The organism is Streptomyces sp. NPDC017225 (genome assembly GCF_044331465.1).
Lineage (GTDB): Bacteria > Actinomycetota > Actinomycetes > Streptomycetales > Streptomycetaceae > Streptomyces.
The window spans coordinates 12135-38163 of sequence record NZ_JBIRNE010000008.1 but is presented as its reverse complement, the minus strand read 5'-3'; the positions used below and the strand labels follow the sequence as shown (position 1 = coordinate 38163).

17 protein-coding genes are annotated in these 26029 nt (G+C 73.6%); 4 read left to right on the top strand and 13 right to left on the bottom strand.

The annotated features are described in order from the left end of the window. Positions 1–100: 100 nt before the first annotated feature. Both ACH4NX_RS19020 and ACH4NX_RS19015 read right to left on the bottom strand, forming a co-directional pair. Positions 101–1234 (bottom strand): caspase family protein, encoded by a 1134-nt coding sequence (locus ACH4NX_RS19020; protein WP_398129340.1) that lies wholly within the window; start codon positions 1232–1234, stop codon positions 101–103. Further along, positions 1231–2400 (bottom strand): hypothetical protein, encoded by a 1170-nt coding sequence (locus ACH4NX_RS19015; protein ID WP_398129341.1) that lies wholly within the window; start codon positions 2398–2400, stop codon positions 1231–1233. Before ACH4NX_RS19015 ends, ACH4NX_RS19020 begins: the two co-directional genes overlap by 4 nt. A gap of 134 nt (positions 2401–2534) precedes the next feature. Here ACH4NX_RS19015 and ACH4NX_RS19010 point away from each other — a divergent pair, with 134 nt between their 5' ends. Next, the gene (locus tag ACH4NX_RS19010) at positions 2535–3857 is read left to right on the top strand and encodes a cation:proton antiporter (protein WP_398129342.1); all 1323 of its coding nucleotides are present in this window, start codon (positions 2535–2537) and stop codon (positions 3855–3857) included. Positions 3858–3900: 43 nt separating this feature from the next. Here the strand turns inward: ACH4NX_RS19010 and fxsT are convergent, their stop codons facing one another. The 10 genes from fxsT to ACH4NX_RS18960 all read right to left on the bottom strand — a co-directional run bounded on the left by fxsT (position 3901) and on the right by ACH4NX_RS18960 (position 19777). After that, positions 3901–8583 (bottom strand): FxSxx-COOH system tetratricopeptide repeat protein, encoded by a 4683-nt coding sequence (gene fxsT / locus ACH4NX_RS19005; RefSeq protein WP_398129343.1) that lies wholly within the window; start codon positions 8581–8583, stop codon positions 3901–3903. Next, positions 8584–9738, bottom strand: coding sequence for a MoxR family ATPase (locus tag ACH4NX_RS19000; RefSeq protein WP_398129344.1), 1155 nt, complete (start codon positions 9736–9738; stop codon positions 8584–8586). Next, a complete protein-coding gene (locus tag ACH4NX_RS18995) occupies positions 9735–11288 on the bottom strand; it encodes a hypothetical protein (protein WP_351402122.1) in 1554 nt (517 codons plus the stop codon). The genes ACH4NX_RS19000 and ACH4NX_RS18995 overlap by 4 nt, the downstream gene beginning before the upstream one ends. A gap of 146 nt (positions 11289–11434) precedes the next feature. Beyond that, entirely contained in the window at positions 11435–14005 is a 2571-nt protein-coding gene (locus ACH4NX_RS18990; RefSeq protein ID WP_398129345.1) for a polynucleotide kinase-phosphatase, read from the bottom strand. After that, positions 14002–15504 (bottom strand): 3' terminal RNA ribose 2'-O-methyltransferase Hen1, encoded by a 1503-nt coding sequence (locus ACH4NX_RS18985; protein ID WP_398129346.1) that lies wholly within the window; start codon positions 15502–15504, stop codon positions 14002–14004. Before ACH4NX_RS18985 ends, ACH4NX_RS18990 begins: the two co-directional genes overlap by 4 nt. Positions 15505–15662: 158 nt before the next feature. Continuing rightward, the gene (locus tag ACH4NX_RS18980) at positions 15663–16586 is read right to left on the bottom strand and encodes an LLM class F420-dependent oxidoreductase (protein ID WP_398129347.1); all 924 of its coding nucleotides are present in this window, start codon (positions 16584–16586) and stop codon (positions 15663–15665) included. A gap of 337 nt (positions 16587–16923) precedes the next feature. Beyond that, positions 16924–17394: a DUF6099 family protein gene (locus ACH4NX_RS18975; RefSeq protein ID WP_351402114.1), complete on the bottom strand. Its 471-nt coding sequence runs from the start codon at positions 17392–17394 to the stop codon at positions 16924–16926. Between the two features lie 223 nt (positions 17395–17617). Beyond that, the gene (locus tag ACH4NX_RS18970) at positions 17618–18004 is read right to left on the bottom strand and encodes a nucleotide pyrophosphohydrolase (protein WP_351402112.1); all 387 of its coding nucleotides are present in this window, start codon (positions 18002–18004) and stop codon (positions 17618–17620) included. Beyond that, positions 18001–19164 carry an ATP-binding protein gene (locus ACH4NX_RS18965; RefSeq protein ID WP_351402110.1) on the bottom strand — a complete coding sequence of 388 codons (1164 nt, stop codon included), beginning with the start codon at positions 19162–19164 and terminating at the stop codon, positions 18001–18003. Before ACH4NX_RS18965 ends, ACH4NX_RS18970 begins: the two co-directional genes overlap by 4 nt. A gap of 220 nt (positions 19165–19384) precedes the next feature. Continuing rightward, positions 19385–19777: a cell division protein SepF gene (locus ACH4NX_RS18960; protein WP_279564810.1), complete on the bottom strand. Its 393-nt coding sequence runs from the start codon at positions 19775–19777 to the stop codon at positions 19385–19387. A gap of 218 nt (positions 19778–19995) precedes the next feature. Between ACH4NX_RS18960 and ACH4NX_RS18955 the strand changes: the two genes are divergently transcribed. Further along, entirely contained in the window at positions 19996–23145 is a 3150-nt protein-coding gene (locus ACH4NX_RS18955) for an FAD-binding and (Fe-S)-binding domain-containing protein (protein ID WP_398129348.1), read from the top strand. Between the two features lie 74 nt (positions 23146–23219). Here ACH4NX_RS18955 and ACH4NX_RS18950 read toward each other — a convergent pair whose 3' ends face one another. Next, on the bottom strand, positions 23220–23696 hold the full coding sequence (locus ACH4NX_RS18950) for a hypothetical protein (RefSeq protein ID WP_351402336.1): 477 nt from the start codon (positions 23694–23696) through the stop codon (positions 23220–23222). Positions 23697–23965: 269 nt separating this feature from the next. Here ACH4NX_RS18950 and ACH4NX_RS18945 point away from each other — a divergent pair, with 269 nt between their 5' ends. Together ACH4NX_RS18945 and ACH4NX_RS18940 are read left to right on the top strand one after the other, a co-directional pair. Then, positions 23966–25327: a chloride channel protein gene (locus tag ACH4NX_RS18945; protein ID WP_398129349.1), complete on the top strand. Its 1362-nt coding sequence runs from the start codon at positions 23966–23968 to the stop codon at positions 25325–25327. Next, positions 25324–25869 (top strand): potassium channel family protein, encoded by a 546-nt coding sequence (locus ACH4NX_RS18940; protein ID WP_398129350.1) that lies wholly within the window; start codon positions 25324–25326, stop codon positions 25867–25869. Before ACH4NX_RS18945 ends, ACH4NX_RS18940 begins: the two co-directional genes overlap by 4 nt. Positions 25870–26029: the final 160 nt, after the last annotated feature.

Below are 26029 nucleotides of genomic sequence, written 5' to 3'. Positions count from 1 at the left end.
ATGCTCCCCCTTCTCGCACGGTGGCACTCGATGCCCCGTGTCCTTTTTCCATCATGACCATTCCGGCCCATGTCGAAAACCGTACGATCACGCCACCCGATCATCCCCCGGCTCGCGGTCGCCCCACGGAGTCCGACAATTCCCCCAGCGCCGAGGCGAGTTCGCCTCTGCGTGCCGGATCGTCGTCGACGGTCACCACAGCGTCGAACAGTTCCCACAGCGCGTGCGGATGGTGCCGTGCGAGCCCGCCCAGGATGCCCGTCGCGTCCGTGCGCGCCTTGGTGTGACGGGGCAGTGTGCCGGTGACGTGAGGGCCCAGCGTGGCCACCACCGTCTGACGCTCGGCAGGGTCGCTCATCAGCGGATAGGCGAGGAGGGCGTCCACGGCCCGCAGCAGCGGGGAGACCCGCCGCTCCCGGCCGCCCGGCCCCACCGGGGTGAGAATCTCGGTGCGTTCGGGGCTCAGCAGCCGGATCTCGGGATACTGCAGAGTACGACCCGCGTCCCTGAGGGCGGCGATACGCGTTCGTACGGCCGGAAACAGTTCCTCCGCATCGGGCGGGGCGGGCAGTACGGCGGCCCGGTCCGCCAGCAGGGCGAGCAGGACGTCGGAGAACAGGCCGGTGGCGCGCACCGGGTCGTTGGCGGCGGCCCGGCCCCGCCCGGCGGCCCGCAACACGGTCTGCCGGTGCGCGGTGCTACGCCGTCCAACGGGCAGCGCGTCGGGCGGCAGCGGCTCCCGGAAGGCGAGCGCCTCCTCGAAGGTCTCGCAGGCGTCCACGATCCACAGCTGGTCCGCGAAGCCCGGCACGGCGTCCCCGGCGTACCGGGCGAGCGCCGAGTCCAGGTCGATGCCCAGCTTGTCGTCGGTGGTCGCGTCCGCGCAGAACAGCCGCAGCTGCCCGGACCGGTCGAGGACGCCGTGCCCGCCCCACCACACCCAGAGCACGTCGCCCCGGGCGGCGGGGAGTTCACGGACCAGGACCCGGCGCAGCGTGGCATGGTCGGCGGGCGCGTACGGCACTTCGGGAACGTACGGCGGCAACGGGGCGAGGTGCAGCCGGATGTTGGCCCCGGGTACGCCGGCCTCGCGCAGCAGGCGGTGGAAGCGGACGGCGTCCCGGGCGGGCCCGGGCAGGTCCCAGCCGGTGCCCGCGTCGTAGGTCTCGACGCCGACGACGAGCGCGTGCACCCGCGCCGGGTCCACGGCCGGGGCGGGCAGCGGGCCGGTCACGGGAGCCGGTCCACGATGTGCCGGTACACGGCCGGGTTGGTCCAGTAGGCGCTGTGCGCGGCCGGGAACGGCTGACGGCTGTCGACGGCGACGTCGGTCACCCGGCCCGGGAACAGGCCGGCGCCCAGGTAGGAGAGCAGGTCTCGGGGGTCGTAGAGGTTCAGCCAGTCGGGGAAGTGGTTTGGCAGCGGCGCCGGGGGTTCGAGGGAGGGCAGGGAGCCGGACTCGTACAGGAACGGTCCCTGGGAACCGGCGGTGACCAGCAGCCGCACCTGGGGCAGCGGGGTGAGGACCAGCGTGTCCAGGGCGATGATGCCGCCCAGGCTGTGGGCGACGATCGCGACGGGCGGCTCCAGCCCGGCGAGCAGCGTACGCAGTCCGGCGCGGACCGCCTCGCCGCGGCTGAGGTAGCGCAGGACGTCCCCGGCGGCCGGGTGGGCGGCCTCGGTGAGGGCGCGGCGGCGGCGTACGACGGCGCGGGAGGCGGCGGAGCCGGCGACCCTCAGTGCCAGGGAGCGCACGCCGCGTTCCGTGCCGGGGGCCGGAGCGCCGAGGGTCCGGGCGAGCCGGTCGGTGACGGCGTCCCGGGTGGCACCGGTCGGTACGAGAGGCGCGTCGGAGTCGAGGACTCCGGCGATGACCCGGGCGGTCAGGCCGCGGGCGGCGAGGCCGGGGAGGTCGTCCGGGGTGAGGGCCGCGGCCGCGGCGCCGAGCAGCGGGTGGGCGGCCAGGTCGGCGGCGGCGCGCGCCAGGCCGGGACCCAGGTCGGCCGCCGGCACGTCGCCCTCGGCGGCGAGGGCGGTCAGCCGGGCCCGGAGGTGCTGGTCGGGTGGCAGGGAGCCCGGCGGCAGCTCGGTCGCGGAGGCGGCCGCCGTCTGGGCGGCGAGGGCGAGTTCGGCGTACGGGTCGGCGTAGAGGGCGGCCCAGGCCGCCGTGTCGTCGTCACCCGCGCCCGGTGCGGAAGGGCCGCCTCGGCTGGTGCCGGAAGCCGGCGGCAGGCTCGCTCCGCCGGCGGCGAGCGTCGCCCCGTGCTCGCCGCCCCAGTAGTACGGCACGACGCGCAGTCCGCCGCGCAGACCCGTCACTCCGACGGAGAAGCGCCCCGCGAGCGCAGAGAAGCCCGGTTCGCGCACCCCCGTGCCGTGGATGAAGACGACCGCCGTCATGTGCCCCCCGTGCTCCTGGTGAAAACCGGTGTACGACCTTCGAAGCGATGCCAAGCTGCCCTCAGTCTAGGGAGGTTGGCGAAAGCGGCCAGAGATTGGCAGCGAACGGACGAACGACCCCTGCGGAGGCACGGTTGAGCCCTGACGCGGTGATCACGCACTTCGTGGGTGCATCGGCTCTCGTCCTGGTGGCCGCCCACGCGGCCGGCTGGCTGGCCGGGCGGCTGAGACAGCCCTACATCGTCGGCCAGTTGTCGGCGGGCATCGCGCTCGGCCCCTCTCTGCTCGGCACCCTGGCGCCGGACACGTACGCGTCGTTGTTCCCCGAGGAGATCGGCCCGGCGCTGACCGGCTTCGCGCAGTTCGCGCTGGTGGTCTTCCTGTTCGCGGTGGGCTACGAGCTGGATCTGAAGATCCTCGGCGACCGGGTCCGCACCTCGCTGACCGTGGCGCTTGCCTCGTTCGTGGTGCCGATGGCCGTGGGTTGCGGGGGTGCGCTGCTGTTCCGGGAGCAGCTGCGCGGCCTGGGCATGCCGCGGGACCTCACCCCCGCCATGGTGGTGTTCGCCGGGATCGCCCTGACGATAACGGCGGTGCCCGTGCTGACGGCGATCGTGCGGGAGAACGGACTGTCCCGGTCCGTGCCGGGTGTGGTGGCGGTCTCGGCGGCCGGGGTGCTGGACGCGGTCTGCTGGACGGTGCTGGCCGCGGCGCTGATGGACAGCGGCGGCCAGGAGGCGGCGCTCGACTGGCCGTGGCGGGTGGCGCTCGCCGTCGGCTTCGTCACCGTGATGGTGCTCGCGGCCCGGCCGGTGCTGCGCCGACTGCTGTGGCGCACGCGGATGGAGCCCTCGCTGCGGCTGGCGCTGCTCATCGGTTTCGCCCTCGGATCCGCGTGGGTGACGCACTCTCTCGGGCTGCACGTGATCTTCGGAGCGCTGCTCGCGGGGGTGGTGGTCCCGCGCGAGGAGGGCGGCACGCTCGACCCTGACCTGCTGCGGCCCCTGCACGAGGTGAGCTCGCTGCTGCTGCCGTTCTTCTTCGTGGTCTCCGGGCAGTCCGTGGCGTTGCACAGCATGAGCGGCACGGGGTGGGCCGTCCTGGTGGTGGTGACCGTGCTCGCCGTCACGACGAAGATCGGCAGCGGATCGCTCGCGGCGCGGCTCGGCGGACTGGACCGGCACGACGCGCGGACCGTCGGCGTGCTGCTCAGCGCCCGGGGCCTGACCGAGCTGATCGCCCTCAACGCGGGCCTTCAGGCAGGTCTTTTGAGCGCGCAGCTCTACACGGTGCTGGTCTTCATGGCCCTCGCGACCACCCTGTTCACCCAGCCGCTTCTGCTCCTGACCCGCCGCCTGGCCGAACGGGACCGGGCCGCGCGTGCCGTTCACGAGTCCTCCGCGGCCCCGCGGCCCCAGGACGGTACATCGACGGCGCCGGCGGCGGACGTGAACTGAGCGGGCCCCGGCAGCCCGGGCGGGCGGGCTGCCGGACGGCCGGTTACATCGGCACCGGCGCGATGTCGCACTCGACGCGACGCCGCTGACGGGCCGCCAGCAGCCAGGGGTGGTCCGCGCGGACCACGCGGGTGAAGCCCTCGACCGCCTTGCGCTGCGACTCGTCGGCCTCCGCGCCCCGGCCCAGGCCGCGCAGGTCGAGGGCGAGGTTGGCCATGCAGGACAGGGTGACCGGGTGGTCCTCGCCGGCGACCTCCGCGAGCAGCGGCAGATTGTTCTCGTCGATCTCGCGGGCCCGCTCGAAGTCCAGACGGGCGTAGGCCGTGCCGGCCTGTCCCACCGCGGCGGTCAGCGTGACGACGTGCCGTTCCCCCACCGTCTCGGCCAGTCGGCGTACCGCGTCGTCCTCCTCCTCCTGCGCGCTGTCCAGGGCGCCGAGCGTGCGCAGCGTCGCGGCCAGTGTGACCCTGGCCAGCAGGGTGCACACGTGGTTCTCGCCGAGCCTTTGGGCGTAGCGCCGCACGGTGGCCTCCGCCAGTTGCCGGGAGCCCTCCAGGTCCCCGGCCAGGCGCAGGTCGACGGCGACGTTGGTCGCCGTGGCCAGCGAGTCGAAGTGGTCCTCTCCGTAGCGGCTGACGAAGTGCCGCAGGGTTTCCTGTGCCAGCTCGGCTCCCGCTTCCAGCGCTCCGTCCCGACGCCGGCACACGGCGAGGTTGCGGGCGGTGCGCAGGGCGAGCGGGTGCTCGTCGCCGAGCGCGGCACACGCCCTGCGGTACACGTCCTCCTGGGCCTCGCGGGCGCCGGGATAGTCCCCGCTCTCACGCTGGTTGATCGTCGCGCAGTTGAGGGTGTTGAGGGTGTAGAAGCTGGTGGACCCGAAGTGCAGGTCGCGCAGCCGGGCGTTCTCCTGGTCCAGCGGCAGTGCTTCCCGGAACTCTCCGCACAGCCGGAGGTCGACGCCCCACGAGTGGGTCGCGCGGAGGGTGGAGGGATCGTCGAGGCCGAACAGGGACCGGGCCAGTTCGGTGGCCTCCTGGCTCAGGCTCCGCGCCTCCTGGAGCCGGCCCTGGTAGCGGCGGGCGTCGGCCGTCTCGCACAGCGAGTCGATCAGCTCCTCGGGCTCGACCCCCAGCCCGCGGGAGGTCTCCAGTGCCTTCTCCACCAGCGGGATCGACTCCGGTACGTGCCCGGTCTGCCGCAGCAGGAAGGACAGGCACTTCGCCATCCGGATGACGTGGATGTCCTCCTCGCCGGAGGCCGCGAGCCAGGCGCTGTAGGTCTGCCGGGCGAATTCCGCGGAACCGTCGTGGTCGCCCCAGTAGTACAGGAACCACACGCTGTCGGCGACAAGGTCCCGCACCCAGGTGTCGGTACTGGTCACCGCGTGCGAGGCACGGAGGTGGGGCAGCAGAGACTGGTACTCGGACCATTCCAGCGGAGAGCCGTAGGGCCCCGGCTTGGCCGCCGACAGCAGCTGGTGAGCGGCGCCCCGCATCCGCTCCCGCTCCTGCGCACCGAGCTTGGCCAGGAGCACGGTCTGCAACAGACGGTGCATCTGGAGGGTGTTGGAGCGGGTGTCGACCTTGATCAGGGAGAACTGGCTGAGGTCCCGGATGGCGCGGTTGAGCTTGATCGAGTCGCGCAGCAGGGGGTCGATCTCGGCGGTGATGCTGACGCCGCGGCTGCCGCGCAGGATGGAGCGCGGGATCGGCTCGGGTGCCATGCCGGCGCAGATGTCGAGGAGTTGCCTGGCACCCGGGTTGTTCTGCTGGATGCGCTCCAGGGAGAGGTCCCAGGCGGCGGCGACGGAGACCGGGTAGTCGGGGTTGGGGTCCAGTTCCAGGATTTCCGGGCTGCGCTGGGCGAGCAGGTCGAGGTAGTCGTCGACCAGCATGCCGGTGACGGCACGCCAGGCGCCCGCCTGCTCCACCGCCAGCGGCAGGTCGCCGAGTGCCTCGGCGAGCCGGTCGGCGTCCTCGGTCGTCAGGTGGGGCGAGCGCCTGCGGAGCAGCTCGATGGACTCCGAGCGCTCGAAGACACTCACCGGCAGCGGGTTCGCCACCCGCTCCCAGCCACGGTTGCGGGAGGTGACGATGACCTTCCCCGGCCCGTTGGCGGGGAAGTACTGGCGCACCACGTCGATGTCCTCGGCGTTGTCGAAGACGAGCAGCCAGTCGGCGTGCGGTGCGCCGGCGCTCAGCGCCTCCAGCACGGCGGGGACCGCGGTGTTCGCGGCCGGTGCGCCCCGGTCGTGGCCGGACGGGGCGATACCCAGCCGGCCGGCCAGGTTGGCCAGCGAGGCCAGGATGAGGCTCTCCTGCTCGGCGGGGATCCAGCAGATCACCTTGTAGTCGTGCTGGTGGGTGTAGATGTACTCGAGGGCGAGCTGGGACTTGCCGACGCCGCCGAGGCCGTGCAGCGCGTGCGGAAGGACCGCGGCCGTGTCCTGGTCACTCAGTTGTTCCTCCACGGCCCTCAGCAGCCCCTGCCGGCCGACGAACGAGGTGTTCCGCAAGGGAACGTTCACCAGTAGGGCGGACGTCGCAGTCGTGGTGCTCTGCATGAGCTGCTCAGCCTCCGGGGCTTCGAGTGGGGTCGCGTCGGTTACCAGGGGCGGCACGGGATCTCCAGGTTCGTCGGGGTTGTTCGACGCTGGATCCATGCCTTCTCGGCCGCCGGATGATCCCCCGCCGCTCGCAGGGTTCACCTCAGTGGGCGTACCGGTGGGCAAACCGGAGCCCACCCGTTCGGCGGCACCGGGCGACGGGCGCCCGGAGAGTCGGGGTTCGATGCGCCTGGCCCGTTCGGAGTAGGGCCCCGACAGGGCGCGCATCACGGCCAGTTCGCTGCGCACCCAGCCGCGCTCGGCCGGGTCGGGCAGGGCGGCTCCGGCCGGGTCGTGCAGCGCCGCGCGCAGGGCGACGCCGCGCCGGCCCGCGGCCGGGAGCTCGCTCACCATGCTGACGGTGCGGGCGAGTTGACTGCGGGTCGTGGTGGCGAGCAGTGCCTCGCGGACCCCGTCGGCGAACTCGGGGCGGCCTTCGCCGCCGCTGTTCCAGTCGATCAGGCCGCCCATGAGGATCTCGGCCAGGTGGTCGGGGCCGGTCTCCGGCATGGTGCGGCGCCGCATCTGCTCCACGAGGTCGAACTCGAAGGGGATGGCCGCAAGTTGGGTGGCCAGCCGGCGCGCGGCGGGAGTGGCGAGGGTGAAGAAGCGGCGCACGGCGGCGGAGGCGGCGCGCGGCAGGCGCGGGGCGCGCAGACCGGGGGCGGGTGCGCCCTTGGCGAGTGCGCCGGCGAGGACGACGGGCAGGGACCGGCGCACGCCCCGCTCGCCGGTGACGAGGTCGGCCCAGGTGCCGAGGGAGCCGGGCTTGAGGGACAGCACGGGCACCGGTACGGAGCCGTCGCCGGCCTCGGGCAGCGGACGCAGCGGGTCGGGGCCGCCGGGCGGTGCCCAGTGTCCGAGGCCGTCGTTGGGGGCGCCGAACCCACCGGCCTCCAGGACCGCCTGGTACGGGTAGAGGGAGGTGCGGTGACGCAGGTGCGGCGGCAGCAGGTGGACGAGGGCCGTGGGGCCCGCGTGACCGAGCCGGCCGAGCAGGTCGTCGGCGGCCGGGGCCGCCCAGCCGTGGGCGAGCCCGTCGGTGACGACGAGGAAGACCCTGCCGCCCCGGCCGTCGAGGAGTTCGGCGGGGTCGGCGGCGGGGCGGCCGGCGGACCGGCGCAGGGTGGCGGAGCCGGTGCGCGGCACGTGCACCCGGACGGCGCGGACACCGCGGAAGGCGCCGCTGTGTTCGGCGGCCTCGGTGAGGCGCGCGCAGGTCTCCTGCCAGATCCCCATGGTCGGGGCGTCGTCGACGAGCAGGACGAGGTCGAATGCGGTGGCCCGGGCGGGCCGCAGGAAGGGCAGCCACAGTCCGTCGGACACGCCCTGCTCGGCGGTTGTCTCCTCGTCGAGCTCCAGGGTGTGGCGCGAGGGGATGCGCCGGGCCAGTTGGTGCAGGGCGCGGGCGAGCAGCGCGGTGGTCCGGCCGGGGCCCGGCCGGGAACGCTCCTCGAGGGGCAGCAGCGGCTGCCCGACGCGCAGCGTGAAGATGCCCTCCGCGTCGGGTAAGACCCGCTGCTGGAAGGCCGGTTCGGCGTGCGCGACGCCTGGGTGACCGGTGGGTTCGAGGAGCTCCGCCGGGTCGGGTGGCGGCGGTGCGGGCGTCGCGCGGGTGCTGGCGGGAGGGCCGGGGTCGGGGACGGTCGGCGGGGCGGCCGGTACGGGTTCGGCGGCGCGCGAGCCGATGTCGTCGGTGCCGGCGCCGGTCCCGGTGTCGGTGCCGGTGTCAGCGTCCGTGTCGTCGGCGTCGGCGTCGGCGTCGGACGGGTCCGGTGGCCGTACGTCCTCGGTGCCGGGCGGGTGAGCGGCCCGGGGGCGCGTGGGGGCGGGGTCCGGCGGCGTCGGCGGGCGGCCGCTGCCCGGGCCGCCGTGGCGGTCCCAGTAGGCGGCGAGCCAGACCGCGTCGGCGACCTCCCGCCAGTGCGGGTCGGCGGGCGTCGGCCCGTTCGGGTACGGCTGGTCGCGGGCCGACGCACCGGGGGCCGGGGCAGCGGTGAGCGCCACTCCGTACCCACTCGCGCCTTCGACGGACTCGGAGAACGCCGACGGAGGCGACGTCCCTGATACGGAATCACCGTCGCCCGGTCCGGATGCGCGCTCCCTGGGAAAGCCGGTCATTCAGCGGCCCTTCGCGAGGTCGCGGAGGAGCATTTCCACGAGCTTACGCCCGTCACCGTCCGCCTGGAAACCACCCGCGGTAGTCATCTGGACGGCGTTGAGCAGCTGGTCCAGGGAGTGGGTGCCGCCGGACCGGACCTGCCGTACGAACTCGTCCACCAGGCCCTCGGTGGCCTCGGGCCGGATACCCAGGTGGCCTTCCACCAGGGCGAGCAGCTGCTCACGGCTGGGGGTGGGCATCTCCAGCGGAAGGCAGCGCCGGCGGAAGGCGGCGGGGAACTCGCGTTCACCGTTGCTGGTGATCACCACGACCGGGAACTCCCGGCACTCGACCCGCCCGCCCCGCACCAGCGCCTGACCGGCGGGGTCGCTGGTGTGGACGCGTGCGGTGTCCGCGGCGTCGCGCACCAGTTCCGGGACGTCATAGCTTCCGTTCTCCAGGACGTGCAGCAGGTCGTTCGGCAGGTCGATGTCGCTCTTGTCGAGTTCGTCGACAAGGAGCACGCGAGGACGATCGTAGGGCAGCAGAGCGGTGCCCAGTGGACCAAGCGTGATGAAGTCACCGAGAGAGGGCGGGAGTTGGCGGCGGGCTGGTCCGAACGCCGGGTTGACGCCCCCCGGTCCGGCCGCCGCGCCCGCCGCGTCCGCCGTCGGCTCCGTACCGTCCGGCACGAGTTCCGTACCGTCCGCCTCCGGTACCGGCTCCGGGGCCGCGGCGCCGCGCAGCCCGGCCTGCCAGGCGGCGATGGACTGTGCGCGGCCCATGGCGTCGTGGACGTACAGCCCGTCCCGCAGCGTGGTCCGGCTGACGATGCTCCACTCCAGGACCCGGCCGAGGCCCAGTTCCCGGGAGATCACGTAGGCGAGCGTGGACTTGCCGATTCCGGGCGGTCCGGTGATCAGCAGCGGCCGGCGCAGCAGCAGCGCGGCGTTGACGGTGTCGATCTCGTCGGGACCGAGCTGCGGGGTGACGTCGCCGGGTCCCAGCCGGCGTACCGCGGCCTCCGGCTCGTCCGGCGGTGCGGGCTGGGGCGGTGTGCCGAGGAACCGTCGCCAGGGCGGCGCCTGCGGCAGCGGGGGCGGGACGAGCGGGGGCCGGCCGGTGCCGTGGAACACGCGCCAGCCGTTCGGGGACGTCTGCTCCTGCGCGTTCATGCCGGTGCCTCCTCGTCGGCGGGATCGCCGGGATCAATGGTATGCATGTCGACAACTCGGGTGGGGTCGTCCCAGAAGAAGCCAATATGGCGGCCGAGGAGCCGCCCGGGACCCTGCTGGTTCAGTTCGGCGTTCTGCCGCAGCCGGTGGATGGCGAGCGGGATCTGTCCGGGTGTCGGTACCGCGGCGAAGACGGCCGTCACCACCTCACGCCGCTCCTCGGGGAAGGCTCCTCTGCGGTCCCACACCGCCAGCCCGACGCCCTCCGCTATGGCGGCCTTGAGTGCCTCCATCGCGGAGAGGCGGGCCGGGGCGTCCAGCACCACGGCCGTGCGCCTGGTGTCCCCGGCGAGTGTCCTCTGCCACGCGTCGATCCGCTGCGCGTCCGGCTCGCTCCAGCCGTGCACGCTGACCCCGTGCTGCCGCAGCGCGTGCCAGCGCTCCTGCCACTGGTGTCGCACCAGTGCGTCGTCGGTGCGCATCCGGTCCAGGCTTCGCAGGTGCACCCCGTACTTCAGCCCGAGCGGCAACGGCCGTCCGTCGCCGATCCGGTACGTCAAACTCGCCACATCGTGGTTGAGGAGGTCGTACGGAAGGACGAACTCCACGTACGCCGAAGGCTGCCGGTGTCCACTGGCGGGCGACTCCCCCGGCCCGGTCCACAGCCGGCCGCCCTGCCGCAGCGCGTCGTCGACGGCCGGGCCGAGCGCGTCCAGGGTGGTCACGGCCGGTGCGCCGGGCTGCGGGTCCCAGTGGCCCGGCACGGTGTTGAGCCAGGGGCGTACGACGACGTCGTCGGAGCCGTCACGGGCGGGCTCGACGGCGACGACCAGGCAGCGGGGGATGTCGGGATCCCGCACCACCCGGACGCGCGCCTCCCGGCGCCGCTTCAGTTCCTCGGTGAGGCCGGCCCGCCGTGTCCAGTCGTCGACCCACCCGGACAGGGCGGCACGATGGCCGCGCGTGGCGGCGAGCGCCCCCGCCCGGTCGAGGAGGAGGACGGCGGGCGGCAGGCCGTCCGGCTGGGCGTTCCACGCGAGGACGTGGAGGAACAGCTGGTCGGGCAAGAGCCCGGTGGGCAGGTCCAGGCCGTTGAGTTCCTCGGCCAGGTCGTCGCGCAGCCGGCCGGCGGGGAGTTCGCCCCCGGCCAGGGCGGAGCGCGCGCCGGTCTCGTCGTCGCGGCCCAGCGGTCCCGGCGGCGCCTGGGGCTGGGCGGGCGGGTCGGGGGTGATCAGCCGGTCGAGTTCGTCGCCGGCCGGATTCCCCTCGAGGATGCGCACCACCGTGACGAGTACGTGTTCCCCGCCCCCCACGTTCAGGGCGGCGCGGATCAGGGTGACCACGTCCTCGCGCTGTTTGACGCCCCGCAGGTCGACGGCGTGGCCCAGGCCCAGGTGGTCCCCGAGCACCGCGGCGAACTGGCCCCGTCCCTGCGGGTCCTCCGTGCAGCTGAGCCCGCACAGGACCTCGGTCAGCTCCAACAGCAGTGCCGGCCCCCGCGCATGCCCGGAATCGCCCTCGGCTCCGCCGACCCCCGCGCCTGTCTCCACCGACTGTCCCCCATGAGTCGGTACGCCTGTCTGACCGACCTGCGAAGTTAGCACGGCAACTGACGGTTCACCAGGGACGCGTGAGGTGTGGGGACGCGGAGTCCGGCCGAGTCGCCTCTTCGGGGCAACTCGGCCGGAAACGTTCGCTAGAGTCGCGGGTCCACCGGCTCCGACTCCAGTGCCAGGACGCCGAACACCGCCTCGTGCACCCGCCACAGCGGCTCACCGTCCGCGAGTCGGTCCAGGGCCTCCAGGCCGAGGGCGTACTCGCGGATCGCCAGGGACCGCTTGTGGTTCAGGAACCGCTGCCGCAGCCGGGCCAGGTTGTCCGGGCGCGTGTACTCGGGGCCGTAGACGATCCGCAGGTACTCGCGGCCGCGGCACTTGATGCCGGGCTGCACCAGGCGGCCCTTGCCGTCCCGCACGAGGGCGCCGATCGGCTTGACCACCATTCCCTCGCCGCCCCGGCCGGTCATCTCCAGCCACCAGTCGGTGCCCGCCGACACCGACTCGGACTGGCCGGTGTCGACGTACAGGCGCCGGGTGGTCCGGAGCAGGCCGCTGCCGTCGTGCTCGACGAGCCGGTCGATGAGGCCGAGCTGCTCGTCGTGCGGCAGTGCGGCCAGGCTGCGGCCCTGGACGGCCAGGATCTGGAACGGGGCCAGGCGGACGCCGTCCAGGCCGTCGGTGGTCCAGCAGTAGCGGCGGTAGGCGTCCGTGAAGGCGGCGGCGTCGGCGGACCGGGCGCGCTGGCGGTCGAGGAGGTCCTCGACCTCGACGCCCCGCGCGGCGGCGCCCTCCAGCGCGGCGAGCGCGCCCGGGAACACCGCGCCGGAGGCCGCGCCCACGGCGGCGTACTGGGAGCGCAGCAGCCCGGAGGCCTTCAGCGACCACGGCATCAGTTCGGCGTCCAGCAGCAGCCAGTCGGTGGACAGTTCGTCCCACAGGCCGGCCTCGCCGATCGCGGCGCGCAGCCGGTCGAGGATCGCCTCGGTGACGGCCGCGTCGTCGAGGAAGGGTCGGCCGGTGCGGGTGTAGAGGGACCCGGTGGGTCCGCCGTCCACCCCGAAGCGGGTGCGGGCCGCCTCCGCGTCGCGGCAGACCAGGACCACCGCCCGCGAGCCCATGTGCTTCTCCTCGCACACGACCCGCGCCACACCGTCGGCCGCGTACTGCGCGAAGGCCTCCTTCGGGTGCTCCAGGTAACCGTCCACTCCCGAGGTGGCGGTCGGTGCCATGGTCGGGGGAAGGTACGGCAGCAGGCGCGGGTCGGTGGCGAAGCGGCTCATGACCTCCAGGGCCGCCGCCCCGTTCTCCTCCCGTACGGTGATCCGCCCGGCGTGCCGGGTCTCCACCACCCGGCGGCCGTGCACGTCGGCCAGGTCCAGCGGGCGGCCGTCGTGTCCACCGGGCGCCTCGGTGCGCAGCGGCTTGGCCGGCTCGTACCAGACCCGCTCGGCCGGTACGTCGACCAGTTCGCGCTCCGGCCAGCGCAGCGCGGTGAGCTTGCCGCCGAAGACGGCGCCCGTGTCCAGGCAGATGGTGTTGTTGAGCCAGGTGGCCTCGGGGACCGGGGTGTGGCCGTAGACGACGGCCGCGCGGCCCCGGTAGTCCTCGGCCCACGGATAGCGCACCGGCAGCCCGAACTCGTCGGTCTCGCCGGTGGTGTCGCCGTACAGGGCGTGCGAGCGGACCCGGCCGGAGGTGCGGCCGTGGTACTGCTCCGGCAGCCCCGCGTGGCAGACCACGAGCCGGCCGCCGTCGAGGACGTAGTGGCTGACCAGGCCGTCGATGAACTCCCGTACCTCGGCGCGGAACTCCTCGCTCTCGCCGTCCATCTGCTCGATCGTCTCGGCGAGTCCGTGGGTGTGCTGGACCTTGCGGCCCTTCAGGAAGCGGCCGTACTTGTTCTCGTGGTTGCCGGGGACGCAGAGGGCGTCGCCCGACTTCACCATGGACATCACGCGGCGCAGTACGCCGGGACTGTCCGGGCCTCGGTCGACCAGGTCGCCGACGAAGACGGCGGTGCGGCCCTCGGGGTGGACGCCGTCGGTGTAGCCGAGCTTGCCGAGCAGGGTCTCCAGTTCGCCGGCGCAGCCGTGGATGTCGCCGATGATGTCGAAGGGGCCGGTGAGGTGGGTGAGGTCGTTGAACCGCTTCTCGGTGACGACGCCTGCCTGCTCGGTCTCCGCCACGCCGCGCAGGACGTGCACCTTGCGGAAGCCCTCGCGCTCCAGGTGGCGCAGGGAGCGGCGGAGTTCGCGGGTGTGGCGCTGGATGACCCGGCGGGGCATGTCGGCCCGGTCGGTGCGGGTGGCGTTCCGCTCGGCGCACACGTCCTCGGGGACGTCGAGGACGATGGCGATCGGCAGGACGTCGTGCTTCCTGGCCAGCTCGATGAGCCGGCGCCGGGCGTCCTGCTGCACGTTGGTGGCGTCGACGACGGTGCGGCGGCCGGCGGCGAGCCGCTTGCCCGCGATGTAGTGCAGGACGTCGAAGGCGTCCCGGCTCGCGCTCTGGTCGTTCTCGTCGTCGGCGACCAGGCCCCGGCAGAAGTCGGAGGAGATGACCTCGGTCGGCTTGAAGTGGCGCCGGGCGAAGGTGGACTTGCCGGAGCCGGAGGCGCCGATCAGCACGACGAGGGCGAGGTCGGTGACGGGCAGGGCGCGGGCCCGCGCGGTGCGGTCGGTGGTGCCGGTGGTGCCGGTGGTGGTCATGCGGCCTTCGCCTCCTTGCCGTTCCTGGTCACGGTCGTGGTCGCCGTCGTGGTGGTGGTCGTGGACAGGGTGAACACGGCCATCTGGGTGGGCGGGCCCACCTCGGGGTCGTCGGGGCCGACGGGGCGGAACGCGACGTCGTAACCGTGCCGTGCGGCGACCGCCTCCGCCCAGGTGCGGAACTCCTCGCGGGTCCACTCGAAGCGGTGGTCGCGGTGGCGGACGCGGCCGGCCGGGAGGGTCTCCCAGCGCACGTTGTACTCGACGTTGGGGGTGGTGACGACGACGGCGCGGGGGCGGGCCGAGCCGAAGACGGCGTACTCCAGGGCAGGCAGCCTGGGCAGGTCGAGGTGCTCGATCACCTCGCTGAGCACGGCGGCGTCGTAGCCCTTCAGGCGCTTGTCGGTGTAGGCGAGGGAGCCCTGGAAGAGGTTCACACGCGCGGCCTGCCGCTCGCCCATGCGGTCGAGCTTGAGCCGCCGGGAGGCGATGGTGAGGGCGCGCACCGACACGTCCACGCCGACGATCTCGGTGAACCGCGGCTCCTTGAGCAGCTGACGCACCAGGTGTCCCTCGCCGCAGCCGAGGTCGAGGACGCGGGCGGCGGCGTTGTCGCGGAGCGCGGTGAGGACGGCCTCGCGGCGGTGCACGGCCAGTGGCGTGGGCTTCTCCTCCTGCTCGGCCTCCGCCTCGACCGCGTTGTCGATCTCCGCGACGTCGCTGTCGTCGGTCTCGGCCAGCCGGATCAGCTCCAGCCGGTCCATCGCCTCGCGGGTCAGGGACCAGCGGCGGGACAGGTAGCGGCTGGTGATCAGCTTCTGCTCCGGGTGGCCGGGCAGCCAGCCCTCGCCGGCCCGCAGCAGCTTGTCGACCTCGTCCGGGGAGACCCAGTAGTGCTTGGCGTCGTCGAGCACCGGGAGGAGGACGTACAGGTGGCGCAGGGCGTCCGAGAGGGTGAGGGTCCCGGACTCCAGCACGAGGCGGACGTAGCGCGAGTCGCCCCATTCGGGGAACTCGGTGTCCAGCGGGACGGACTCGGCGGTGACCGCCCAGCCGAGCGGCTCGAAGAGGCGTCGTACGAGGTCGGGGCCGCCGCGGGCGGGCAGCGCCGGGACCTCGACGCTCAGCGGCAGCGGCTCGGCCGCGCGTTCGGGGCGGGTCCTGCACACGCCGCGCATCGCACTGGAGAAGACGTTGCTCAGCGCGACGGCGAGGAGCGAGGAGGCCGCGTAGGGGCGGTCGTTGACGTACTGCGCGAGTGCCGCGTCGGGTGCGCCGCCCCGGCCCTTGCCCCTGCCGCGCCTGACCAGCGCCACCGCGTCGACCTCCAGCAGCAGCGCCGCCGTGCAGCGCTGTTCCCCGGCCTCCGGGTAGAACACGTGGGCCGTGCCGAAGGAGGTGGAGAACGCCTGCGCGTTGTCGGGATGCTTGTGCAGCAGGAAGCCGAGGTCGGTCGCGGGGTGCTCGGGAGTACCGGTGGTGGTGATGGTCAGGAACATGCGGAGGGCCTCTCCGGCCGGCGGACGGTCACGAGACGCCGTACGCGCGGGAGCCCCCGGGGTGGTTGATCCCGGGGGCTCCGGCGTGACGACGGTCATACCATCGCACGGGGCGGGTGACCGGCGCCTTCTGTTATTCGAGGGTGGGTGTCACGGCATCAGGACAGCTGGGACTGGACCTGTGAGGAGATCAGCTCCAGGTGGTCCAGGTCGTCGAGGTCGAGGATCTGGAGGTAGACCCGCTGCGCGCCGACCTCGGCGTAGCGGCCGATCTTCTCGACGACCTCGGCCGGGGAGCCCGCCAGGCCGTTGGCCTTCAGCTCCTCCACCTCACGGCCGATCACGGCGGCCCGGCGGGCGACCTCGGCGTCGTCCTTGCCGACGCAGACGACGAGGGCGTTGGAGTAGGTCAGCTCGTCGGCCCCGCGTCCGGCCTGCTCGGCGGCGGCCCGGACCCGGCCGAACTGGCGCTCGGTGTCCTCGATCGAGGCGAACGGGATGTTGAACTCGTCGGCGTACCGGGCGGCCAGGCGGGGGGTGCGGGTGGCGCCGTGGCCGCCGATGAGCACGGGGACCTTGGCCTGCGCGGGCTTGGGCAGCGCGGGCGACTCGGCGAGGTCGTAGAACGTGCCGTGGAAGTCGAAGGTCTTGCCGGTCTCCGTGGCCCACAGACCGGTGACGATCGCCAGCTGCTCTTCCAGGCGGGCGAACTTCTCCTTGGGGAAGGGGATGCCGTACGCCTTGTGCTCCTCCTCGAACCAGCCGGCGCCCAGGCCCAGCTCGACCCGGCCGCCCGACATCTGGTCGACCTGCGCGACCTGGATGGCGAGGACGCCGGGCAGCCGGAAGGTGCCGGCGGTCATGAGCGTGCCGAGCCGGATGCGCTTGGTCTCGCGGGCGAGTCCGGCCAGGGTGATCCAGGCGTCGGTGGGGCCCGGGAGGCCGTCCACGGAGCCCATCCGGAGATAGTGGTCGCTGCGGAAGAAGGCGTCGAAGCCGAGGTCCTCGGTGGCCTTGGCCACGGTGAGCAAGGTGTCGTAGGTGGCCCCCTGCTGGGGCTCGGTGAAGATACGGAGATCCATGTCTCCATCCTGCCCGCTCGGCGCGGGTGCGCCGTACAGGCTCCCGGTGGCCCGGCGGGTTCCCGGCTCGGCCGGTGGGGAGACGGGGGTGCGGTCGGCGGCTCGGGGTCCCGGCCGGCCGGGAGGTGTCGTTCGGATCAGGTCGGCTCCGGGAAACGGTGCCTTGCGGGCGGAGCCGAGCGGGGTCCCGTGCGTGCGGACGCAAGGCGGAGGAGGGCGACGGGGCGGAGCCCTGGCAACCGACGACGACGCCGCTGGGGGCACCGCCCACGCCGTACAGGCGGTGAGGGAGCGCGTGCCGGACCTCGCGACCCCGACAGGATCCGGACGACACCCCCTAGCTCGCCTCCCGCTCCGGTAACTCCGCGTCCCGGTCCGCCAGTCTGCGCAGCATTTCCAGGACACGGTCCCGTGACTCGTCCGCCGCGTCGATCGCCTCCACGCACTGCCAGTACGTCGCCTCGTCGTCCGCGGCGCAGGCGATGCCGATGAGGGCGATGCCGGTCTCGCCGAGCAGGGTACCGAGGCGCATCAGGGCCTGACGGGCGTCGCCCAGTTCGGTGAGCTGGGCGGCGCGCAGCTCACCCGGGGCCAGCTCCGGGGTGTGCAGCACTCCGCAGCCGCGGCCCGCCAGCTCGGCCAGTCCCAGTGCCTCGCCGCGCAGTTCCGGTGGTCCGAAGACCGCCAGCCGGCTGCCGATCGCCTGCGCCAGCGCCTGTGCCTGCCACACCTCCGTCAGGATGTCCGGCGCCTCGCCGCCGGCCGCCAGGGCACGCCCGCTCGTCACGATGAGCCGCACAGCGTCCATGCGCTGCCCCCGTCCGTCTCCGTCGCGCCCACGACGCGTCCGCCCGAACTCCGTTGTCCACTACCCAGAGTGAAGGCATGTGGGACGAAAAGCCAGAGGAAGGCGGAAATCTTCGGACACCACATCGCTTTCCGGCCGGTTGGCGACTGCGGAGCGTGATAACGGAGTTCGCGGCTCCTGCACAGCCCCCTCGCGCTCAGCGCTTGCGGGTCCTGCTCCGCGCTCAGCCGCCGCGGTCGTCCCGCTCCGCCCGCCCCGCCTGTTCCCCCTGCCCCGCGGGCCCTGACGGCACGGGGAACCGGAGTTCGTTCCGCTCGATCTTCGCCTCCAGCGCGGCCAGCGGGTCGACATCCAGCACCTCGCAGAACTGGAGCAGATACGCCAGTACGTCGGCGACCTCGTCCCGGACCCGGTGCGCGGTGTCCGGGTCGGTCATGACGCGGGCCGACTGCTCGGGCGTCAGCCACTGGAAGATCTCGACGAGTTCGGAGGCCTCCACGCTGAGCGCGGCGACGAGGTTCTTGGGGGTGTGGTACGGCTGCCAGTTCCGCGCGGCGGCGAACTCGGCCAGCCTGCGCCGCAACGCCTCGAGGTCGGGGTGATCGGTCACGGGACCAGGTGTACCACCGTGACGCCGTCCGCCCCGGCCGTCCAGGAGGCGTCGGTGACCGCCGCGACGAGGCGGATGTGCCCGCGGTCGCACATCCGGGCCGCCAGCCCGAGGAGTTCCGCGCGCTGCCGCACGTCCAGGCCCCGGTCGAAGCCGTCGGTGAGGACGGTGAGCGTCTGCAAGGCGGCGGGCACCTCGCCGGCCGGGTCGACCTCCAGCACACCGGGGCCGGTGAACAGCACCAGCGCGAGGGCGAGGTAGCGCAGCTCGCCGTAGCCGAGTCGCGCGAGGGCGGTACGGGTGCCGTCGCCCCGGTCCAGCAGCGCGCGGAGCACGCCGTCGCCGGCCGGCTCGGCCAGGACGTCCGCGACGGGGCCGGCGCAGCCGGCGCGTACCGTCGCGACGAACTGCGCGTGCCGCCTCCCGCACTCGGCGCGGGTACGCCACAGCACGTCGGCGAGGTTGTCGCAGCCGCCGAGCAGGCGGCCGAAGCCGGTGGGCACGGACTCCCGCATCCGGCCGGGCCGCGGATCGCAGGCGAAGACGGAGCGCAGCGCCACCACCATCTGCTCGGCCGCGGCCAGCACCCTGCGCTGCCCGTCCGTCTTGCCGGCCACCCGCAGCGGCAGCAGTGGGGTGCCGAGCCGGTCGTCCGGCAGCGGGGCGCGGGTCACGGGCGCCGACCCTGCCGTGTGCCAGGCCGCCTGCACGGCACGGCGGCCGGGGTCGCGCAGGGCGGTCTCCAGCAGTACGACACCGTCCGCCGTCAACCGCTCCCCCACGATGCGCAGCTCGGGCTCGGCCTGCACGGCGACATCGAGGTGGACCGGGCCGGCGGGCCCGTCGGCCGTGCAGCCGATGCGGAAGCCGCGGCGCTGCTGCGCGTCGGGCCGGGCCCGCTCGGGCACGCAGGCGACCGGGTCGGGGAAGACCGCGCCGAGCTCGGCACCGCCGCCGAGCCGGGCCAGGGCGTCGTACGCCCTGAGCGCGTTGGTCTTGCCGCAGCCGCTGGGCCCGGCGAGCACGGTGAGCGGACCGAACCGCAGCACGGCACGCCGGTGCCCGGCGAAGGCGGACAGCCGCAGCTCCGTGACGTGGGGCCGGGCCGGGTGGAGCGCGGCGGGGGTGGCGGACACCGTTGACGCAGTTGACACGGCCATATGCGGACCGTAGGGAGTCCGCCTGGTGGCGAACCGTGGCGAACCGTTCCGCCCGGACGACGTTCCCACGATCGGGGGACGGGACCGTCAGGGCCGGGCGGACCGTCACACCTGGGAGTAGAGAAGGTTCCTCATCGGTCCCGTCGGGCCCGTCGGTTCTGTCCCCGTCGCTTTTGTCGGTCCGGTCAGTCCCCTCGGCCCCGATCGCCCCGTCGCCCGGTCACATCCCGGGGACCTCCGCCGCGCTCTCCATCAGCCCGTTCACCTCGGTCCCGGCCGGTGTCAGCAGGAAGACGTTGCGGTCGACGCGGTGCATGCCGCTGGCCAGGCCGAAGACAACGCCCGTGCTGAAGTCCAGGACCCGCTTGGCGACATCGGTCTCCGCACTGGTCAGATCCAACAGCACCGGAATGCCCGCCATCAGTATCTCCGCGACCTCGCGGGCGTCCGCGAACACGTTGACCCGCAGGACGACGAAACGCCGTCGCGTCTCCGTCTCCGCCTCCGGCATCGCCCGGTGGCCCACCGCCGACGGCCATGCGTCGCGCCCGCGCAACGGAACGACCTGGGCGAGCCCTTCCCACTGTTCATCGGTGACGTCGTGGCTGTTCACCGGCTCCCCCGATTTCACTCGCCTTCATTGCCTGCACCAGCCAATTCTTACGCCAAGTCACCCGTTCGGCCCAACACCGACACGGTTCACCACGCTCCGTGTCCGTTGGTTGCCCCGCGACGGCCGGGGTACTCAGCGACGGCTGCTTCGCACGCGCGGGCGCCATTGTTCCGCACGCGCGGGCGCCGTCGTACGCGCCGACACCCGAAGGAGAGCCCATGGGTGCGCTGGACCTGCCCGAACCCGTCACTCGTGAGGGGGCATCCCCGCCGGTCGACACCGCCGCCCTCCAAGCCGCCCTGCGTGAGCGGGTCGACGGTGAGGTCCGCTTCGACGCCGGGAGCCGGGCCGCGTACTCCACGGACGCCTCGAACTTCCGGCAGACACCCATCGGCGTGGTCGTCCCGCGCACCCCCGAGGGCGGCGCCGAGGCCGTGGCCGTGGCGCGGGAGTTCGGCGCGCCGGTGCTGTCCCGGGGCGGCGGGACGAGTCTGGCCGGGCAGTGCACCAACGCCGGAGTGGTCCTCGACTGGTCGAAGTACTGCACGCGGGTGGAGTCCGTGGACGCCGACGCCCGCACCTGTGTCGTCCAGCCGGGGATCGTGCTGGACGACCTCAACCGTCAGCTCGCGCGGCACGGTCTGCGCTACGGGCCCGAACCCGCCACCCACGCCAACTGCACCATCGGCGGCATGATCGGCAACAACTCGTGCGGCGCCACCGCGCAGGCGCACGGCAAGGTCGTCGACAACATCGCCCGCCTGGAGGTGCTGCTCTACGACGGCACCCGTTTCTGGTGCGGGGAGACCGGTGACGAGGAGTACACCGAGATCGAGCGGCAGGGCGATCTGCGGGCGACCGTCTACCGGCGGCTGCGGGCCCTGCGCGACACCTACGCGGACGAGATCCGCCGCCGGTTCCCGGACGTCCCGCGCCGGGTCTCCGGCTACAACCTGGACTCGCTGCTTCCGGAGTACGGCTTCGACGTCGCCGGGCTGCTGGTGGGCAGCGAGTCGACGCTGGTCACCGTCCTGCGGGCGGAGCTGGAACTGGTGCCGGTGGTGAGGGAACGGGCTCTGGTGGTGCTGGGTTTCGACACCATCGACAAGGCCGCCGACGCGGTGCCCGACGTCCTGCCGCACGAGCCGATCGCACTGGAGGGCGTCGACGCCCGGCTGGTCCGTGACGAGCGGATCAAACGCCTCAACGACAAGGCCCTCGCCGAGCTGCCCGACGGGAACGCCTACCTGCTGGCGCAGTTCGGCGGCGACACCGTGGAGGAGGCGGGCGCGCGGGCCCACCGGATGCTCCGCGCGGTGCACCGCTCCGAGCACGACGCCGACTGCGCCTTCATCGACGACCCGGCGAACGAGCGGCAACTGTGGCAGGTGCGCGAGGCCGGACTCGGCGCCACCGCGCACATCCCGGGCAAACCCGACACCTTCGAGGGCTGGGAGGACTCGGCGGTCGCCCCGGAGGAACTGGGCGACTACCTGCGGCGGCTGCGCGCGCTGTTCGAGGAGTTCGGGTACCAGAGCGACACCGGGCCCAGCCTGTACGGCCACTTCGGACAGGGCTGCGTGCACACCCGGATCCCCTTCGACCTCTACACCGCGGACGGGGTGGCGACGTACCGCGATTTCATGGAGCGGGCGGCCGATCTCGTCGTCGAGTTCGGGGGGTCGCTGTCCGGCGAGCACGGCGACGGGCAGAGCCGGGGCGAGCTGCTGCCGCGCATGTTCGGCCAGGAGCTGGTGGAGGCGTTCGCGCGGTTGAAGGCCGTCTTCGACCCGCTGGACCGGATGAACCCGGGGAAGGTCGTCGCGCCGTACGGGCTGGACGAGAACCTGCGCCTGGGCGGTGACTGGGCCCCGTACGAGCCCCGCGACCCGCACTTCCGCTTCCCGCACGACGGCGGGTCGTTCTCCCAGGCGGCCAACCGCTGCGTCGGCGTCGGCAAGTGCCGGCAGCACACCAGCGACGGCACGGTGATGTGTCCGTCGTACCAGGTGACGCGGGAGGAGGAGCACTCCACCCGGGGCCGGGCCCGGCTGCTGTTCGAGATGCTCGACGGGCACGGGGACGGCGCGATCCGGGACGGCTGGCGGTCACAGGCGGTCAAGGACGCCCTCGATCTGTGTTTGGCCTGCAAGGGGTGCAAGAAGGACTGTCCGGCGGACGTGGACATGGCCACCTACAAGGCGGAGTTCCTGTCCCACCACTACGAGGGACGGCCCTGGCGCAGGCCGCGCTCCGACTGGTCGATGGGCTGGCTGCCCGCGCTCGCGCAGGCCGTGGGCCGCACCCGTCTCGCGCCGGTCGTCAACGCGCTCACGCACGCCCCGCTGCTGTCGAAGGCCGCGGTGGCCCTCGCCGGGGTGGCGGACCGTGAGGTGCCGTTGTTCGCGGAGGAGACCTTCGAGCAGTGGTTCGCACGCCACGAGCCGTACGGCGACGGGGAGCGCGGGACCGTGCTGCTGTGGCCGGACACCTTCACCAACCATTTCCACCCGCACATCGGACGGGCCGCGGTACGGGTGCTGGAGCATGCCGGCTGGCGGGTGGAGCTGCCGGCCGAGCCGCTGTGCTGCGGGCTGACCTGGATCTCCACCGGGCAGCTCGGGACGGCGCGGAAGGTCCTGACCCGGACCGTGCGCGGCCTGGCCGAACACGTGCGGGCGGGCGGTCTGGTGGTGGCGCTGGAACCGAGCTGCACGGCCGTGTTCCGGGCGGACGCGGCGGAGATGTTCCCCGGCGACCACGACGTACGCCGGCTGCGCGACCGGACGGTGACACTGTCGGAGCTGCTCACCGAGCACTCCCCCGGCTACGAGCCGCCGCGGGTGCCGGAACGGTCCGCGCGGGCGCTGGCCCAGGTGCACTGCCACCAGCACGCGGTGCTCGGCTGGGAGGCCGACCGGGAACTGCTGCGCCGGGCCGGCGTGGACGCCGAGCGTCTGGACTCCGGCTGCTGCGGGCTGGCCGGCAACTTCGGTTTCGAGCGCGGCCATCTGGACGTCAGCGAGGCCTGCGCGGAGCGGGTGCTGCTGCCGCGGCTGCGGGAGGAGGACGAGTCGACCGTCGTACTCGCCGACGGCTTCAGCTGCCGGACGCAGATCCACGAGTTCGACAGCGGCGGCCACGAGGGCGTGCACCTGGCGGAACTGCTGGCCTCCGCGCTGCCCGGCGCGGAGGACGACACGGACGTGCCGGGCAGCGCGTACGGGACCGCGCCGGGCGCCCGCCCTTCACCTCCGGCGCGACGGGCGAAGGCCCTTGCCCTCGCGGGCACGGGTGCCGCCGCCGGCACTGCGGCGGCGCTGGCGCTGGGACTGGCGCGGAGGTGGGGACGGGGACGCCGCCGCTGAACCGCAGAGCCGTCAACGCCCTCCGTCAGCCGGACGGCTGACGGAGGGCGCTGACGGTTGCCGGCCGGCGGCGCTCAGGCCCGCCGGTCCGCCTGGTCCGCCTGGTCCTGACGGCTGGCCAGCGCCCAGATCACGAACACGTCGATCGCCATCATGATCACCGCCCAGACGGGCGCGTACGGCAGGAACAGGAACTGGGAGATGAGGCTCAGCGAGGCCAGGAGGATGCCCGCGAAGCGCGCCCAGGCCATGTCCTTGAGCAGGCCGTAGCCGGTCACGAGGACCAGGACGCCCAGGATGACGTGGATGATGCCCCAGCCGGTGAGGCTGAGTTCGTAGACGTAGCTGCCGACGCGTGCGTACACGTCGTCCTCGGCGATGGCCGCGATGCCCTGGAGGACGGCGAGGGCGCCGTTCAGCAGCAGGAGTACGCCCGCGAAGACGACACCGCCGGTGACCCAGCCGCTGGTGCGGTCGGCCGACCGCGGGGGCCACGGGCCGTCGGTGCCGTGGGACGGCCTGCCGGGAGAGGGTGCGGCGTGCTGGCTCATGAGCGGAGTCCTTCCTTCGTGTCCCCGTACGGGCCTCGGCCCATCGGCGCCCCGAGGTACCGACAGGTCCCTCCGAGCCTGGAGGCAGCCGCCCCGCGGGGCCATGCGGGTCCGCCGAACGGGTGAAGGGGGTTTGACCGCGCCGCACTGCCCGGCCCGGCGAACGGAACCGTGCGCGTGCGACCCGCCCCCGCCTCACGTTTACTGGAGCGCACATGCGAACGCGCGCTACGTGGAACGCGGCTGCGCAGGCGGACGGAGGAGGGCCGGTGACCGCTCAGCCCGCCCCGGCGAACGCGGTGCCGGCCCGGGCCGAGCAGTCCCTGCGGGACACCTTGCTCAGCCCCGGCTATCTGCGGCTGTTGCCGCTGTGCGTGCTGCTGGGTGTTCCCATCGCGCTGGCCTGCTTCTTCTTCGTCGGCCTCCAGCACGAGTTCCAGCACTGGGTGTGGACGTCGCTGCCCGAGGCGGCCGGTTACGACGCCCCGCCCTGGTGGTGGCCACTGCCCGCGCTGGCGCTGGCCGGGCTGGTCCTGGCTCCGATCGTGACCCGGATGCCGGGCGGCGGTGGTCACCTGCCGGTGAACGGGCTGGGCGGCGCGCCCGTCGGCCCACGCGCTCTGCCCGGCGCCGTCCTGGCGGCACTCGCCACGCTGCCGCTCGGCGTGGTGCTGGGACCGGAGGCTCCCCTGATGGCCGTCGGCAGTGGGCTCGCCCTGCTGGCGGTGCGGCGGGCGGGCGCGGCCGGGGACCCGAGGGCGAGCGCGATCCTGGCCACGGCCGGCTCGACCGCCGCGATCTCCACCATCCTCGGTGGCCCGGTGGCGGCGGCGGTACTGCTGATCGAGGGGGCGGGGCTCGGCGGTGCGCAGCTGGTCGCACTGCTGCTGCCCTGCCTGCTGGCCAGCGCGGCGGGCGCCCTGGTCTTCACCGGGTTCGGGGAGTGGACCGGCCTGAAGATCGGCGCCCTCGCCCTGCACGACGTACCGCCGGGCGCCAACCCGGACGTGGGCGACTTCCTGTGGGGCATCCCGACGGCGGCGCTGATCGCGGTGCTGATCACGCTCGCCCGCGGGCTGGGCCACCGCACCGTTGCCTGGACGCGGCACCGCACGGCGCTGCGGACCGTCGCCTGCGCCACCGCGGTCGGCGCCTGCCTCACCGCGTACGCGCTGATCACCGGCCGCTCCCCGGCGGAGGCGGCCCTGTCCGGTCAGGCCGCCCTCGCCCAGCTCGCCGCGGACCCGCACGCCTGGTCCGTGGGGGCGCTGGTGGCGCTCGTCGCCTGCAAGGGACTGGCCTGGGGCATCGCGCTGGGCAGTCTGCGCGGTGGCCCGATCTTCCCTGCCGTACTGCTCGGCACGGCGACGGCCCTGGCCTGCTCCGGCCTCCCGGGCTTCGGCGCGACCCCGGCCCTCGCGCTCGGCATCAGTGCCGCGTCGGCCGCGGTGACCGGGCTGCCGCTGGCCAGCGCGGTGCTGGCGGTGCTGCTGATGGGCGGGGACGCCTACGACCAGATGCCGCTGATCGTCACCGCGTCGGTGGTCTCCTTCGTCGTCACCCAGCTGGTACGCCGGACGGAGCCGGGGACGGGGACGGACAAGGACCCGACGACAGGAACGGCACCGTGACGGAACGCCGAGTCGGGTCACCGCGCACCGCCTGGCGCGCGGCCCGGCCGTGGCTCGTACGGACCGGCATCGCGGCGGGCACGGTCGTCGCCTACTTCCTCCTCCCCCTCGACTACCTGGGCCCCCGGCGGCCCGCACTGAGCTGGCTGCTGTTCGCCCTGGTGCTGGCCGTCGTGGCCACGCTGCTGCTCCGGCAGATCCGTCATGTCCTCACCGACCGCCCGGACACCCGGCCCGGTGTGGTCATCCCCCTGCTGATCGTCCTGTCCGTGCACGTCTTCTCGGCCACCTACTACGCCCTGGCCAAACACCCGGGCGAGTTCTCCGGCCTGCGCACCCGCGTCGACGCGCTCTACTTCACCGTGGTCACGCTCGCCACCGTCGGGTACGGGGACATCACCCCCCGGGGCCAGGCGGCGCGGGTGGTGACCGTCCTGCAGATCGCCTACAGCTTCGTGTTCCTCACCGCCGCCGCGACGGCGCTGACCACACGGGCGCGCGACATGGTGGTCCGGCGGACCGGGCGGGACCGGCCCGACTGACGGAGCGACCGTCGACGGGGAGCCGGTGACGTACGACCGCGCGGGGCTGACCCTGCCGCGGACCACGCCCCACGGCAGGCGGGCCCGCGTCTGCCGTGGGGCGTGGCGGCGGCCCGGCTGCCGCGCGCGCGGGGTCTGGTGCCGGGCCGGTGGGGGCCGG

Bases quoted from the DNA above. Each gene is read 5' to 3' on its own strand.
- ACH4NX_RS19015 (WP_398129341.1), bottom strand. From the start codon at position 2,400: ATGACGGCGGTCGTCTTCATCCACGGCACGGGGGTGCGCGAACCGGGC.
- fxsT (WP_398129343.1), bottom strand. From the start codon at position 8,583: ATGACCGGCTTTCCCAGGGAGCGCGCATCCGGACCGGGCGACGGTGAT.
- ACH4NX_RS19000 (WP_398129344.1), bottom strand. From the start codon at position 9,738: ATGAACGCGCAGGAGCAGACGTCCCCGAACGGCTGGCGCGTGTTCCAC.
- ACH4NX_RS18990 (WP_398129345.1), bottom strand. From the start codon at position 14,005: ATGACCACCACCGGCACCACCGGCACCACCGACCGCACCGCGCGGGCC.
- ACH4NX_RS18985 (WP_398129346.1), bottom strand. From the start codon at position 15,504: ATGTTCCTGACCATCACCACCACCGGTACTCCCGAGCACCCCGCGACC.
- ACH4NX_RS18980 (WP_398129347.1), bottom strand. From the start codon at position 16,586: ATGGATCTCCGTATCTTCACCGAGCCCCAGCAGGGGGCCACCTACGAC.
- ACH4NX_RS18975 (WP_351402114.1), bottom strand. From the start codon at position 17,394: ATGGACGCTGTGCGGCTCATCGTGACGAGCGGGCGTGCCCTGGCGGCC.
- ACH4NX_RS18965 (WP_351402110.1), bottom strand. From the start codon at position 19,164: ATGGCCGTGTCAACTGCGTCAACGGTGTCCGCCACCCCCGCCGCGCTC.
- ACH4NX_RS18955 (WP_398129348.1), top strand. From the start codon at position 19,996: ATGGGTGCGCTGGACCTGCCCGAACCCGTCACTCGTGAGGGGGCATCC.
- ACH4NX_RS18950 (WP_351402336.1), bottom strand. From the start codon at position 23,696: ATGAGCCAGCACGCCGCACCCTCTCCCGGCAGGCCGTCCCACGGCACC.